At 68.6% G+C, this 14,468-nt stretch carries 13 protein-coding genes; 12 read left to right on the top strand and 1 reads right to left on the bottom strand.

The genetic code is table 11. The features are described 5' to 3' along the window. Nucleotides 1-8: 8 nt before the first annotated feature. The 5 genes from BLT25_RS06815 to BLT25_RS06795 all read left to right on the top strand — a co-directional run bounded on the left by BLT25_RS06815 (nt 9) and on the right by BLT25_RS06795 (nt 5,517). Nucleotides 9-947 carry a carbohydrate kinase family protein gene (locus tag BLT25_RS06815; RefSeq protein ID WP_256328481.1) on the top strand — a complete coding sequence of 313 codons (939 nt, stop codon included), beginning with the start codon at nt 9-11 and terminating at the stop codon, nt 945-947. Beyond that, nucleotides 944-1,849, top strand: a complete 906-nt coding sequence (locus BLT25_RS06810) for a pseudouridine-5'-phosphate glycosidase (RefSeq protein ID WP_091043543.1) — start codon at nt 944-946, stop codon at nt 1,847-1,849. The genes BLT25_RS06815 and BLT25_RS06810 overlap by 4 nt, the downstream gene beginning before the upstream one ends. Nucleotides 1,850-1,926: 77 nt before the next feature. After that, nucleotides 1,927-3,315 carry a metallophosphoesterase gene (locus BLT25_RS06805; protein WP_091043541.1) on the top strand — a complete coding sequence of 463 codons (1,389 nt, stop codon included), beginning with the start codon at nt 1,927-1,929 and terminating at the stop codon, nt 3,313-3,315. Then, nucleotides 3,315-4,439 carry a glycosyltransferase family 2 protein gene (locus tag BLT25_RS06800; protein ID WP_091043538.1) on the top strand — a complete coding sequence of 375 codons (1,125 nt, stop codon included), beginning with the start codon at nt 3,315-3,317 and terminating at the stop codon, nt 4,437-4,439. Before BLT25_RS06805 ends, BLT25_RS06800 begins: the two co-directional genes overlap by 1 nt. A gap of 181 nt (nt 4,440-4,620) precedes the next feature. Then, on the top strand, nt 4,621-5,517 hold the full coding sequence (locus tag BLT25_RS06795) for an alpha/beta fold hydrolase (protein ID WP_091043535.1): 897 nt from the start codon (nt 4,621-4,623) through the stop codon (nt 5,515-5,517). On the opposite strand, the gene BLT25_RS06790 is transcribed toward BLT25_RS06795, so the two are convergent. Next, on the bottom strand, nt 5,431-6,768 hold the full coding sequence (locus BLT25_RS06790) for an MFS transporter (RefSeq protein WP_091043533.1): 1,338 nt from the start codon (nt 6,766-6,768) through the stop codon (nt 5,431-5,433). The two genes, BLT25_RS06795 and BLT25_RS06790, sit on opposite strands and share 87 nt — an antisense overlap. A 150-nt stretch (nt 6,769-6,918) precedes the next feature. Between BLT25_RS06790 and BLT25_RS06785 the strand changes: the two genes are divergently transcribed. The 7 genes from BLT25_RS06785 to BLT25_RS06755 all read left to right on the top strand — a co-directional run bounded on the left by BLT25_RS06785 (nt 6,919) and on the right by BLT25_RS06755 (nt 14,438). Beyond that, nucleotides 6,919-7,293: a YciI family protein gene (locus tag BLT25_RS06785; protein ID WP_091043531.1), complete on the top strand. Its 375-nt coding sequence runs from the start codon at nt 6,919-6,921 to the stop codon at nt 7,291-7,293. Between the two features lie 7 nt (nt 7,294-7,300). Continuing rightward, nucleotides 7,301-8,548: an RNA polymerase sigma factor gene (locus BLT25_RS06780; protein ID WP_091043528.1), complete on the top strand. Its 1,248-nt coding sequence runs from the start codon at nt 7,301-7,303 to the stop codon at nt 8,546-8,548. A gap of 98 nt (nt 8,549-8,646) precedes the next feature. After that, a complete protein-coding gene (locus BLT25_RS06775; protein ID WP_091043525.1) occupies nt 8,647-9,009 on the top strand; it encodes a YciI family protein in 363 nt (120 codons plus the stop codon). A 68-nt stretch (nt 9,010-9,077) separates the two neighbouring features. Further along, complete coding sequence (locus BLT25_RS06770; protein ID WP_091043523.1) at nt 9,078-11,021, top strand: M3 family metallopeptidase; 1,944 nt, start codon at nt 9,078-9,080, stop codon at nt 11,019-11,021. A gap of 114 nt (nt 11,022-11,135) precedes the next feature. Further along, complete coding sequence (locus tag BLT25_RS06765) at nt 11,136-11,948, top strand: hypothetical protein (protein WP_091043520.1); 813 nt, start codon at nt 11,136-11,138, stop codon at nt 11,946-11,948. Between the two features lie 224 nt (nt 11,949-12,172). Beyond that, nucleotides 12,173-13,438 carry a mechanosensitive ion channel gene (locus BLT25_RS06760; protein WP_091043517.1) on the top strand — a complete coding sequence of 422 codons (1,266 nt, stop codon included), beginning with the start codon at nt 12,173-12,175 and terminating at the stop codon, nt 13,436-13,438. A gap of 154 nt (nt 13,439-13,592) precedes the next feature. Next, nucleotides 13,593-14,438, top strand: a complete 846-nt coding sequence (locus BLT25_RS06755; RefSeq protein WP_218131254.1) for a PadR family transcriptional regulator — start codon at nt 13,593-13,595, stop codon at nt 14,436-14,438. The last annotated feature ends 30 nt before the right edge of the window (nt 14,439-14,468 follow it).

The following is a 14,468-nucleotide window of genomic DNA, read 5'->3' as shown; positions in this document are numbered from 1 at the left end:
TTCAAGTGATGAATCCGCAATCTCCGCCAGACATCGTCGTGATCGGCGGCTCCAACATGGATCTCCACGCTCGGGCCCACGAGCAGGTGGTGATGGGTTCGAGCATGTCCGGATCCGCCGGCCTCTCGCCCGGTGGGGTGGGCCGCAACGTCGCGGAGAACCTCGCCCGGCTGGGTGACTCGGTGGCGCTGGTCTCGGTCGTCGGCGACGACCCGATCGGCGACGAGGTGATCAGCTACACCGAGGACGTCGGCGTCGACTGCACCTACGTCCGACGCCGGGCAGACGTACGTACCGGCACCTACAACGCCGTGCTCGACTCCTCCGGCGAGCTGGTGGTCGCGGTGGCCGACATGGCCGCGACCGACGAGTTCTCCCCGCTGGTCGTGGAGGCGGCCCGCGACCTGATCAAGAACGCTCGTGGCGTGCTCGTCGAGGGCAACATCCCGGTCCGCACCGCCGACGTGGCGATCGACCTCGCCCGCGAGTTCGGCGTGCCCGTCGGGTTCGACCCGGTCTCGGTGTCGAAGGCGAGGCGGGCGCGGGACCTGATCCGGGCCGATCGCGAGCTCTACCTGGTCACACCCAACCAGGCCGAGCTGGCGGCGCTGACCGACCTGCCCGCCGGCACCGATGCCGAGATCGAGAAGGCCGTCCACTCGCTGCACGACCGCGGTGTCGGCGTCGTCTGGGTGCGCCTCGGCGCCCGCGGCTCGGTGATCAGCTACAACGACGTCTACCAGGAGCTTCCCGCTGTGCCGACCGATGTCGTCGACGTCACCGGCGCCGGCGACGCGATGCTGGCCGCGTTCATGCACGAGGTCCTCCGTGACGTCGACCTGGTCGAGGCGGCCCGGTTCGGGCACGCCGCGGCAGCGCTGACCTGTGGCACCCACGACACCGTCCGGATGGACCTCAACGAGACCCTCGTGCGGGAGCTCGCGTGAAGGTGAGGCTCACCGAGGAGGTCGCCACGGCGCTCGCCGAGGACCGACCGGTCGTCGCGCTCGAGTCGACGATCATCAGCCACGGCATGCCCTATCCCGACAACGTCAAGATGGCCACCGAGGTCGAGCAGATCGTGCGCGACAACGGCGCCGTCCCGGCCACGATCGCGCTGCTCGACGGCGTTCCGCGCGCCGGCCTCGACCAGGACGACCTCGAGCTGCTCGCCTCCGACCCCGAGGTGACCAAGGTCAGCGTCCGCGACCTTCCCTACGTCGTCGCCCGCGGTCTCCACGGCGCGACCACGGTCGCGGCCACCATGCGCCTGGCGGCCATGGTCGGGATCAGGACGTTCGTGACCGGAGGGCTCGGTGGCGTACACCGGGGTGCGGCGACGTCCTTCGACATCTCCGCCGACCTGACCGAGCTCGCTCGCACCCAGGTCGCGGTGGTCAGCGCCGGGGTGAAGTCGATCCTCGACATCGGCCTGACCCTGGAGACCCTGGAGACCTATGGGGTGCCGGTCCTGGTCAACGGGAGCGACGAGTTCCCGGCCTTCTACTCCCGCAGCTCCGGGTTCGCTGCGCCGCTGCGCATCGACGGCCCCGAGGAGGCCGCCGCGGTGATGAAGGCCACCTGGGACCTCGGCCTCCCCAGCGGCCTGGTCATCGCCAACCCGGTCCCGGCCGCCGACGAGATCCCCGCCGAGGTGATCGGGAAGCACATCGACCAGGCCCTCGCCGACGCCGAGGCCCGCGACATCCACGGCAAGGACATCACCCCGTTCCTGCTCGCCAGAATCGTCGAGCTGACCGGCGGTGACTCCCTGGCGACCAACATCGCGCTGGTACGCGACAACGCAGCCTTCGGCGCACAAATGGCCGCATCTCATGTTGCCGTGTGACGAACGATCACCACTCGTTCACCCCGGCGACACCGCACGTGGCCTAACGTCTCGCCTACCTATGCGTTGATCCTCCCGTGACCGATCGCCCCCACATTGGCCCCACCGCGCTGGCCCCTTCCAGGCGCACCTTGCTCAAGGCCGGCCTGATCGGTGGTGCCGGCGTCGTCGCCGGCCCGATGCTGTGGACACAGGCGGCCAGGTCGGCCGCGCCGGCCACCGGCGTACATCTGTCCTACGGTGCCGACCCGGTCAAGCAGATGAACGTCTCCTGGTCGACCGCCGGGTCGGTGCAGGCGCCACGGCTCGACCTGGGCGTGACGCCTGACTACGGCCTCACCCTGCGACCCGAGTCGCTCTCCACGATCCGGGTCGACAGCGTCTACCACCACGTCGATCTCAGCGACCTGCGAGCGGGCACGCGCTACTACTACCGGCTCAGCCACGACGGGGGCTCCCCGACGAGGGGCTCGTTCACCACCGCCCCGAAGGCCACGAGGTCCTTCCGGTTCGCCGCCTTCGGCGACATGGGCGTGGCCGAGGACGCCGCGCGCAACGTGAACCTGATCCGTCAGCAGGGCGCCGAGTTCGCCTTCGTCGTCGGCGACATCGCGTACGCCGACACCGGAGGCCAGGGCAAGAGCAGGAAGACGCAGCAGGACTTCGGTGTCTGGGACGAGCTCCTGACCCAGATCCAGCCCAGCGCCAACGGGATCCCGTGGATGACCGTCGTCGGGAACCACGAGATGGAGAACGGCAACGGCGAGCTCGGCTACGACGGCCATCGCGCTCGCTTCCGACACCCCGGCAACGGTGCCGGCGGCGGACAGGAGACCTACTCCTTCGTCCGCGGCAACGTGGCCTTCATCGCCCTCGACGGCAACGACGCGACGTACGAGTACACGCGGAACGCGGGATACCTCGGCGACACCCTCGACGGCTGGCTGGAGCAGCAGCTCGCCGACTTCCGGGGCCGCAACGACATCGACTTCATCCTGGTCGGCTTCCACCAGTGCGCCTACTGCACCAACATCGCGCACGCCTCGGACGGCGGCATCCGCGACCGCTGGGAGGCGCTCTTCGACCGCTACCAGGTCGACGTCGTGATCAACGGCCACAACCACTGCTACGAGCGCACCCACCTGATGCGCGACGGCAAGCCGGTCCAGGAGGCGCCGCGCGGCTCCACGGTCAGCACCAACCAGGGGACGATCTACATCACCGCCGGCGGCGGTGGCGGCTCGACCTACCCCGACGTCCTGCCGGTGCTCTCCTACTACACCGACGCGCACGGCCTGAAGATCCCCGAGCCCACCACCTACCGCGCCGTCGGCGACGCGACCCACTCGGTCGCGTTCTTCGATGCCCACCCGCGCGACGCCCAGGGGCAGGCGAGGCTGGACCTCGAAGTCATCGCCACGGACGGCTCCGAGGTCGACACGCTCACCATCGCTAGGACGCGTTGATGCGCACCCAATTAGAGTTGATGCGCGTGGGGGGATTCAGAAGGAGGAAGCCGAGGCTGCTCAGCGTCGTCGTGCCTGTCTACAACGTGGCCGACTATGTCGCCGACAGCCTCGACAGCATCCTTCACCAGCCGTTGCGCGAGGTCTGTGCCCTCGAGGTGGTCGTCGTCGACGACGGCTCGACCGACGGGTCGGCCGAGATCGTCAAGGGCATCGCCGCCAAGGACCCCCGGGTCACGCTGATCTCCCAGCCCAACTCAGGCGTCTCCATCGCCCGTCACACCGGGATCGAGGCCACCACCGGTGACCTGCTCACCTTCGTCGACCCCGATGACATCCTGCCCCGTGACGCCTGGAGCTCGATGGTGAAGACGCTGCGGCGTACGGGCTCCGACTTCGTCGTCGGCTCGGCCGAGCGCGTCACCCTCGTGAACGGCGAGGAGCGGAGGTACGTCACCCCGCTGATGCGCCGCAACCACACCCGGACACGCCTCAGATGCCGGATCGAGGACGCCCCGCTGATGCTCGCGGACGTGTTCGTGTGGAACAAGATCTTCCGGCGGTCCTTCTGGACCGACAACGACATCACCTTCCCCGAGCGCACCCGCTACCAGGACCAGGTGGCCCTGACCCAGGCGTTCCTGGCCGCCAGGAACTTCGACATCCTCACCGACGTCGTCTACGACTGGCGGGTCCGCTCCGACTTGTCCTCCGCGACCCAGAAGCGCGCCCAGATCGCCAACCTGCTCGAGCGGATCACCACCAAGCGCCAGACCGTCGACCTCGTGGCCGGCTCGGGCTCGTCGAAGCTGATGCGGACGCTGCGCACGGAGATCCTCCCGATCGACATGTGGGAGCACTTCCGGGCGTCGGTCAACCCCACCACCGAGGACCCCGACCGCTACTGGTCGCTGCTGCGCGGCGCCGTCCTGGAGTTCTGGTACGACGCCGGGGTCCCCTTCGAGGAGACCACCGTCCCGCGTGGCCAGCGCCTGATGGCCTGGCTCGTCTCGCAGGACCGTCGCGACGACCTCGCCGCTCTCATCGAGACGATCGACGAGCGGGGCCCGGCCAAGGGGATCGAGGCGTTCGCCGCCGCGGAGGACCTGCCCGTCGGACTCTGAGCCCGATCCCGTCGGACTCGACCAGAAGCCCTGGGGCGTATAAGACGGCCCTAGCGGCTCAGGGACCTAAGACCTGCGATATACCCAGATGCGCAGGGAATTGGGCGATTCCCGTTGCACGGGGGTTCCCCTGGGGGCAAGGTGTGGGCACCCCACGCCATTGCTTCGAGGAGCCCACTGAATGCCCAGCGTCGAGCTGTCGGCCGGTCCGATCGATTTCGAGGATACCGGCGGTGACGGACCTGTCCTCGTACTCCTCCATGGAGTGCCGATGGACGGCCGTGTGTGGCGCCGTGCGCTGCCCTACCTGGGTGGCTTCCGGGTGATCCGGCCCACGCTCCCGCTGGGCGGTCACCGGCAGCCGATGCGGCCCGACGCGGACCTCAGCCAGCAGGGTGTGGCGAGCATCCTCGGCGACTTCCTCGACGCGCTCGACCTCCACGACGTCACCCTGGTCCTCAACGACTGGGGCGGTGGCCAGTTCCTGATCAACGCCGACCGCACCGACCGCATCGCGCGGCTGGCGCTGGTGGCGTGCGAGGCCTTCGACAACTACCCGCCCAAGGCGGCGAGGCCGCTGGCGGTGCTCTCGAAGATGCCGCCGCTGTTCACCGCCGCGCTGCAGCTGTTCCGCATGGAGAGCTTCCGGCAGATGAGCTCCGGCTACGGCGGGATGTCGGTCGACAAGAGCTACCACCTCTACGACGACCTCGTTCACGGCTGGTTCGCGCCGGCGCTGACCGACCGGGCGATCCGCCGCGACTTCATCAAGTTCGCCGGCGGCGCACCTGGTCGCGACGAGCTGCTCGAGCTGGCCGAGGGGCAGCAGAAGTTCACCAAGCCGGTGCTGGTGGTCTGGGCCGACCAGGACACGATGATGCCCGCCGAGCACGGCCCGCGCCTGGCCGCGCACTATCCCGACGCGCGGCTGGAGATCGTCAAGGACTCCTCGACGCTGGTGCCGATCGACCAGCCCGAGCTGCTCGCGGACCTACTTCGAGCCTTCGTGGTCGAGGACAGTGTTCTCGGCGGGAGCGCTCCGGTTGACCCGGTAGGCGAGGAAGCTCGGGACGAGTAGCGCGCACAGCGCGATCCCGAGGAGGTTGAGCAGGCCACCACCGGTGGTCGCGATCGCAGTGCCGACCACGGCCGCCGCGCCTCCGTGCAGGACGTCGGCCACCCGCGGGCCACCCGCGACGACCACCGTGAAGACCCCCTGCAGCCGGCCGCGTACGTTGTCGTCGGCCGCCGACTGCAGGATCGACATCCGGATGGCCGCGGAGGCCACGTCGGCGGCGCCGGCGACCATCATGAAGAACACGGCGAGGCCCAGCATCAGCATCGTGGTGCGCTTGTCCACAGCGAGATCCGCGAACCCGACGGTGAGCCCGAACAGGGTGATCCCGAGGGCCCACACGGCGATGCACCAGATGACCACGCGCCCCTGGGCCTCGATCCGCGAGACCCAGCCGGAGAAGATGCCACCGATCACCGCCCCCGCCGGGATGGCCGCGAAGAGCAGCGCGAACGCGATCCCGCCGTCCGAGGGGCCGCCGAAGGACTCGTGCGCGATCTGCGGGAACAGCGCCCGTGGCATCGCGAAGACCATCGCGATCAGGTCGACCACGAAGCTCATCATCAGCACCGGCTGATGCCGCAGGTAGGCGAACCCGTCCCACACCGAACGGAGCCCGGGGACCTTCGCGACCGCGCCCTCGACGGGGAGCCTCGGCAGCAGCACGACCGCGTAGAGCGTCGCGAAGAGGGTGACGGTGTCGATGGCGTACAGCCAGGTGAACCCGGTGAACGGCAGCATCACGCCGGCGACCAGCGGTCCCGCGATGGCACCCGCCTGGAAGACCGTCATCTGCAGCGAGTTGGCGGCCGGGAGCAGGTGGGCGGGCAGGATCTTGGGCAGCAGCGAGTTCCGGGTCGGCGAGTTGACCGCGAAGAAGGCCTGCTGCACCGAGAAGAGGCACAGCAGCAGCCAGACGTTGGTGTTGCCGAGCGCGGACTGGAGCCAGAAGAGCGCACTGGTGCCGATCAGCCCGATGGTCGAGACCATCAGGATCGTGCGCCGGTCGAAGTGGTCCGCGAGCGCGCCGCCGTAGAGGCCGAAGACGATCAGCGGGACCAGCCCGAAGACACCCGTCAGCCCGACGTACGCCGAGGAGCCGGTGTCCGCATAGATCTGGGCCGGCACCGCTACAACGGTCAGCTGCGCGCCGATCATGGTGATGATCCCGGCGATCCACAGGCGCCGGAAGTGCGGATCCTGGAGGGGGCGGGTGTCCGCGACGGCACCCTTGAGCTTGGCGGTGATGCTCATCGCTGTGCGGTCGTCGACATGGTTACCGATGCTAAAGGAATGAATTTACCTGGAGAAATTCCGAAGAGAGGTGTCGGATCGGGGTGTAGACGTTCGTAGCAAGGGTGAGAGGCGGCCACCGAGGCCGTCCGACACAAAGGAGTGAGCACCATGGCCAAGTACCTGATGTCCGTCTGGGGTCCCGACTCGGACTACGAGAAGGAGAACTACGGCTACGCCTCGCCGGAGGAGATGATGGCCTCGTTCGAGGCGACCGGGAAGTTCAACGACAAGCTCCAGGCGGAGGGCTACTTCGTCTTCGCCGACGGTCTCGATGCCGCGAAGACCGCCACCGTCGTCGACGGCATGGGAGACAAGCCGGTCATCACCGACGGCCCCTACGCAGAGGCCAAGGAGTACATGGCCGGCTTCTGGATCATCGACGTCCCCGACCTCGACGTCGCGCTCAAGCTGGCCGGCGAGGCCTCCGCGGCCTGCCTCGGCAAGGTCGAGGTGCGCCCGATGCAGACCGGCCCCGAGGCGTGAACCACCGTTGACGGATATTGACGAGGCGATCACCCGGGCCCACCACGAGGAGTGGGCACGGGTGGTCGCCAGCCTCGCCAGGCGCTTCGGCGACCTCGACATCGCCGAGGATGCCGCGGCCGAGGCGTTCACGGTCGCAGTCGAGCGTTGGCCGCTCGATGGCGTACCCCCCAACCCGGGCGCCTGGCTCACCACCACCGCCAACCGCCGCGCGATCGACCGGATCCGCCGCGAGTCCAAGCGTGACGACAAGCAGAAGGAGGCCGTCGCGATGCACGATGACACCCCGCACGAGCCTCTCGGCGCGATCGAGGACGACCGGCTCCGACTGCTGTTCACCTGCTGCCACCCCGCGCTCGCGCCCGAGGCGCGGATCGCGCTGACGCTGCGGATGGTCGGTGGCCTGACCGTGCCCGAGATCGCGAAGGCCTTCCTGGTCCAGGAGACCACGATGGGCCAGCGGATCACCCGCGCGAAGACCAAGATCAAGGCGGCCCACATCCCTTACCGGGTCCCCGAGGCGGCCGACCTCCCCGAGCGCGTCTCGGGCGTCCTGGCCGTCCTCTTCCTGGTCTTCAACGAGGGCTACCTCTCCTCCGGCGACCACGAGAATCCCGTACGCGGCGACCTGACCCTCGAGGCCATCCGACTGACCCGCCTGGTCCGAGCGCTGCTCCCCGACGACGGCGAGGTCGCCGGCCTGCTGGCCCTGATGCTGTTGATCGAGGCGCGGCGTACGGCTCGGATCTCGGCGACCGGCGAGCTGGTCCGGCTCGACGAGCAGGACCGCGGCTCGTGGGATCTCGCGCTGATCGCCGAGGGTCATGCGCTGGTGCGCGAGCGGCTCGGCGTCGTCGCGAACGGTGGTCCGCGGCCCGGTCGCTACCAGATCCTGGCCGCCATCAACGCGGTCCACACCTCCGTGCGCGACGCCCGCGACACCGACTGGTCCCAGATCGTCGCGCTCTACGACCAGATGATCCGGGTCGACGGCTCTCCCATCGTCCGGCTCAACCGCGCGATCGCCGTCGCCGAGCTGGACGGGCCCGAGGTCGCGCTCGCCGAGATCGATCGGCACCTGGGGTCCAGCCTGGACGACTACCACGCCTTCCACGCCACCCGCGCCGACCTGCTGCGCCGCCTCGGCCGCAGCGGTGAGTCCCGCGCGGCCTACGACAAGGCCATCGAGCTCGCCGAGAACGCCGCCGAGGTCGCGCTGCTGACCAGGCGCAGGGACCAGCTCGGACGTACTTGACGGAATTTCGTCCGAGGCTGTCGGATCGAGGCAGGTGTGTTCGTAGAAGGAGTGAGCGGCGGTCACCGGACCGCCCGTGAGGCGAGGAGACGATACGCATGCCCGAATACCTGATCGTGTTCAACGACGAGTGGGTTCCCGAGCACACGATGGAGGAGCTCGAGCGGAAGCGCGACACCTCGATGGCGGTGATCGAGGAGATGAAGTCCGCAGGCGTCTACGTCTACGGCAACGGAGCCCTCGACGCCTCGACCGCGCTCTTCAACGTCGAGGCCAAGGACGGCGAGCCGGTCTTCACCGACGGCCCGTACGTCGAGACCAAGGAGCACCTCGGTGGCTTCTGCGTCATCGAAGCCCCCGACGAGGACGCAGCGCGCCACTGGGCGGGTCGGCTGACGGTCGCGCTCGACTGGCCGCAGGAGGTTCACCGGTTCCCCAACATCTTCCCGACGGAGGAGTGAGCATCGCACCTGGAACGCTTCGCCGAATCTCGGCGGCGTAGCGTTTCAGGTCGTGGCAGGCTTGCCGCATGACGCCAGAGCCGCTTGCCCTGCCCGAGACCGACGCCGCGGAGAGCTGGGTCAAGGAGCGTACGTCCACGACGCTGACCCATGTGCGGGAGCTGGCCGAGCAGCTGCGGACCGCGCCGCCGAGCGAGGCGATCGAGGTGCTGAGGGCCTGGGACGAGCTCTCCCTCGAGCTCGGCTCGCTCGGTGGCCTCGCCGGGCTGCTCGCCAACGTTCACCCTGTCGAGGCGGTCCGTACGGCGTGCGAGGACACCGAGGTCGAGGTCGACCGGCTGCGCACCGAGCTCACCCAGGACCAGGCCCTCTACCGCGTCTTCGCCGACCTCCCCACGGAGCAGACCGAGGCGCTCGACCCGCTGGCCGAGCGGCTCCTGGCGAAGACGCTGCAGGACTTCGCCCGTGCCGGTGTCGACCGCGACGACGCCACCCGGTCCCGGCTCACGAAGATCAACGAACGGCTCACCGAGCTCAACCTCGAGTTCTCCCGGGTGGCCCGGGACGACGTACGCATCACCCTGGCCACACCCGAACAGCTGGACGGGATGCCCGCCGACTGGCTGGAGGCGCACCCGGTCAACGACAAGGGGCTGGTGGAGATCACCACCGACTACCCCGACGCGCTTCCCGCTCGGATGTTCGTGAAGGATCCCGCGATCCGTCGCGCCGTCACCGTGGCCGGGCTCGAGCGCGGCTGGCCGCACAACGAAGCGGTCCTGAAGGAGATGTTCGCGCTGCGTCACGAGCTGGCCAACCTGGTCGGCTACGAGGACTGGCCGGCGTTCGACGCCGCGGTGAAGATGATCGGCGAGGGACCGGCGATCCCGGAGTTCATCGACAAGATCGCCGGTGCCGCCGAGGGGCGGATGAAGCGTGACCTCGAGGTGCTCCTCGACCGCTACGACCGCGACACTGCACCCATTTCCGGGGGCGGCGCCAGCGCGGTCTCGGCCGCCGACGCGCTCTACTACGAGGAGCTGGTGCGGCAGGAGAAGTACGACGTCGACAGCCAGGTGGTGCGTACGTTCTTCGACTTCGCGAAGGTGCACCAGGGGCTGCTGGACGTCACCGGCCGGCTCTTCGGGCTGCGCTACGAGCCGGTCTCCGACGTCGTCACCTGGCACGAGGACGTGAGCGCCTTCGACGTCTATCGGCAGGACGGCGACGAGCCCCTCGGCCGGATCTTTCTCGATCTGCACCCCCGCGAGGGCAAGTACAAGCACGCCGCGCAGTTCGACCTCGCCCCCGGCGTGAAGGGCCGGCAGCTCCCCGAGGGCGTGCTGGTCTGCAACTTCTCCCGTGGCCTGATGGAGCACGACCACGTGGTCACCCTCTTCCACGAGTTCGGCCACCTGATCCACCACGTGCTGGGCGGACAGGGCGAGTGGGCGCGCTTCTCCGGGGTCGCGACGGAGTGGGACTTCGTCGAGGCGCCGAGCCAGATGCTCGAGGAGTGGGCCTGGGACGCCGACGTACTCCAGACCTTCGCCACGAACGCGGCCGGCGAGCCGATCCCGGCCGACCTGGTCGCCCGGATGCGTGCCGCGGACGACTTCGGCAAGGGCTACCACGCACGGCAGCAGATGTTCTACGCCGCGATCTCCTACTGGTTCCACAAGGAGCAGCCCGACGACCTGACCAAGCGGCTCGAGGAGCTCCAGGCCGCCTACTCTCCCTACCCCTACCTCGAGGGCACCCACTTCTTCGCCAGCTTCGGCCACCTGGGCGGCTACTCGTCGGCCTACTACACCTACATGTGGTCGCTGGTCATCGCGAAGGACCTGTTCAGCGCCTTCGACCGCGACAACCTGTTCGACCCCGAGGTGGCGGGCCGCTACCGCGACCTCGTGCTCGCCCGCGGTGGCGAGAAGGACGCCGCCGACCTGGTCGCCGACTTCCTCGGCCGGCCCTACTCCTTCGATGCGTACGCGGCCTGGTTGGTCTCCTGACGCAAGCACCGACCCCGGGCAGCCACCGGCGGGATGCCCGCTAGGGTACGTCCGCTGAACGTTCGTCAGCGTCGACCGGCACGCCTCGTGCCTTCCCCCAGGCAGGTTCTCCAGATGTCTCCCCGTCCGGGTCGCTCGACCCGTCTTATCGCCCTCGCCATCCTCGGATTTCTCGGCGCCACCCTGCTCACCGCCGCTCCGGCAGCTGCCAACACCGCGCCCCGGATCACCAAGGCCACGATCTCCACGTGGCTGCCGGTGAAGACCGAAGGGATCATCCAGTGGACCCCCGCGTTCTCGTACGCAGCGCGCGACGACCAGGGCGTCACCGGGTTCCAGGTGCAGCGGAAGAGCGCACCGTGGAGCACCTCTCCGACGCGCCGAGCCAAGATGAGCGCGGCCGGCTATGTGTGGCGGGCGGACGGCTCCAGCACGTGGCTCTACCCGTCGCGGACCTCGGTCCGAGGTCTCCTGGACCCCGGTGCCGTCGACTGCTTCCGCGTTCGGGCCAAGGACGCGGCGGGGTTGACCTCGGCGTGGACGGGCTGGCGCTGCGCGCACGCGCCGATGCGGGCCGCCGAGACCTGGTCATGGTGCTGCCAGCCCAACCTGATCACCGGCCTGCACCTCGACGGGTCCGCCGACGGCCCCGCCGTCGCCTACGTGTCGACGCGGTTCGGCACGCAGCGCAGCAACGGGGCGTACTGCGCCAAGGGGGTCCGCGTCCGCGTGTTCAAGGGCCCGGGTCAGGGCAAGATGAACGTCTTCCTGGGCAGCTCGAAGGTCGGCACCGTGAGTGCCTGGTCGCGCACCAGCGGATGGAAGTGGGTCACGGTTCGGCGCTCCACCGATGCGTGCGGACGAGTGCGTCTGGTTCCGCTCACCAAGGCTCCGGTGCAGATGACCCGGAACTACATGCTCTACTGACGTGGGGGTCTGACAGGCGCTTATAACACCCGTTTGGCGCGTACGAACACGAAATCCTTGTCTTGTAAAGGAATCGCTTATTTGCGTCCTATGGAGCGCCAAACTTGCGTCGTGGCTCCATCTGGACGAACGTCTCTGGAAGCAGAGGTGCCTGTTGCGCGCATCACTCGGGCTGCTCGTCGATCCCAGGCACCTTCTCAGAACCCTATTGAGGGGAGAGACAAATGGATGCCGTGAAGGACATCGACTGGGTGGGTCTCGGGGGCAAGGTGCTCGCCGCGATCGTCATTCTGGTGGTCACGTGGATCATCGCGAAGATCGTCGCTTGGGCGTTCGCGAAGCTGACCTCGAAGATTCCGGTGCTCCAGAAGGCTGGAAATGACGGGGACACCATCGGCAAGAGCCTCGGTTCCGTGGCTGCCCTGCTGGTGTGGCTCTTCGGTCTGATCGCGCTGCTGGACCTGTTCGGGCTCAGCTCGGTGCTGACTCCGATCCAGGGTCTGCTCGACGGTGTGCTGGGCTTCCTGCCCAACCTCATCGGCGCGGTCTTCGTCTTCATCGTCGGCGCGCTCGTCGCCAAGGTCGTCCGCCAGCTCGTCGAGACCGCGCTCGGTGCGGTCCCGTTCGACAAGTGGCTCGGCAGCGGTAGCAAGCTCTCCGGTCAGGTCGACGCGACGGTGGGTGTGGACGCCACCGACTCGTACGATGCACCGGCTGCTCCCTCGGGCGCTGCCGCGCAGATCGTCAAGGTCATCGGTCTCGTTCTCTACGCGATCATCATGATCGTCGTGGCCATCGCCGCTCTGCAGATTCTCGGGATCAGCTCGATCTCGCGGCCTGCCGAGCTCATGCTCGCCATGATCCTGGCTGCGATCCCGAAGCTCATCGCCGCCGCGATCCTGCTCGGCATCGGTGTGGTCATCGCCCGCTTCGCCGCCGACGTCCTCGGTCAGCTCATCGACGGGCTCGGCTTCGACAACGCGCTCCACTCGATGGACGTGCTGCCGCAGGGCCAGAGCGCGACCCCGGCGATCACCAAGGTGATCCAGATCGGCATCGTGCTCTTCTTCGCCGTGATGGCGGCGCAGATGCTGGAGTTCCCGCAGATCACCGCGTTCATCGCCGAGGTGCTCGAGCTGGGTGGCCGGGTCATCTTCGGTGGCGCGATCATCGCTGCCGGTGTCGTGATCGCCTCGGTGCTCGCGAAGATCGTGCCCGGATCGGCGTCGCAGATCCTGAAGTACGCCACGATCGTGCTCTTCGTCGCGATCGGGCTGAGCTTCATGGGGCTTGCCGACTCGATCATCAACCTCGGCTTCGGTGCCGTGGTCGTCGGTGGTGCCGCTGCTGCGGCGCTCGCCTTCGGTCTCGGTGGTCGAGAGGCTGCCGCCCGCCAGCTGGAGCGGCTCCAGGCCGAGGGCGGTGGCACGCGTCCGGCTGCCGCGCCGACAGCTCAGAACTCGACGCCGCCGCAGACGCCCGGCGTCTGATCGCACTCGCGACCCTCAGGGTCTGAGTCAGGGAGCCCCCGGATATTCGGGGGCTCCCTCCTATTTGGCTTGAACCACTCGAATCCTCGGCGTACGATCACGATATATCGCGAAGGAACGCGATCTAGTCTTCCGAGAGTAAGTGAGAAACCTGATGAGTAACAACAACCCTTGGGGTGAGTGGATCGACCAGATGGGTCGAGAGTTCGGCAAGGGCGGCCCGCGCCGCTCCCATGGCTGGCAGGGTGGTCCCGGTTGGGGCGGACCCGGATGGGGTGGCCCCGGCGGCCCCGGTTGGCAGGGCGGCCACCACGGTCGCGGTCGTGGGCCGGCCGGCCCGCCGCCGTGGATCGCGGCGCTGCTCGGCTTCGAGAACCAGCCCCCGCAGCGGCCCGGGCCCCGTGTCCGTCGTGGTGACGTACGCTCCGCGATCATCTACGTGATGGCCGAAGCGGCCGAGCAGGGCCAGGTGATCAACGGCTACCAGGTGATCCAGCAGATCTCCGAGCGCAGCTCGGGTGAGTGGCGGCCGAGCCCCGGCTCCGTCTACCCGACCATCCAGCAGCTCGAGGACGAGGGTCTCGTGGAGTCCGACGACGAGCACGGCCGCCGGGCGATCCGGCTGACCGAGTCGGGCAAGACGTACGCCACCGAGCACGCCGACGAGCTGGCAGCCGTCTGGAAGCCGTTCGACAAGGCCGTCGACAACGCTCGCGGCCAGGCTCGCGGCGGCCGTGGTGGTCCCAGTGGTCTGGGCGACCTGGCCGGCTTCGGAGTCCTCGGCGGCGAGCTCGCCCAGGTGCTCCCGGCCGTGTGGCAGCTCGCCACCTCCGGCACCGACGCCCAGCGCCAGGCCGCCGCCGACGTCCTCGCCGACACCCGGCGCAAGCTCTACGGCATCCTCGCGGCCGGCGACGACGAGCACACCGTGACCGCCGAGCAGGTCGACGAGGTCGAGGAGTCCGAGGACGGCGAGCCCGGCCCCGAGCCGAAGGCCTGATGTCCCCAACGGTAGGTGCCCCACTCTGGC

Source organism: Nocardioides sp. YR527 (assembly GCF_900101045.1).
Taxonomy (GTDB): Bacteria; Actinomycetota; Actinomycetes; order Propionibacteriales; family Nocardioidaceae; genus Nocardioides.
This window is presented reverse-complemented; position numbering and strand designations above follow the sequence as displayed.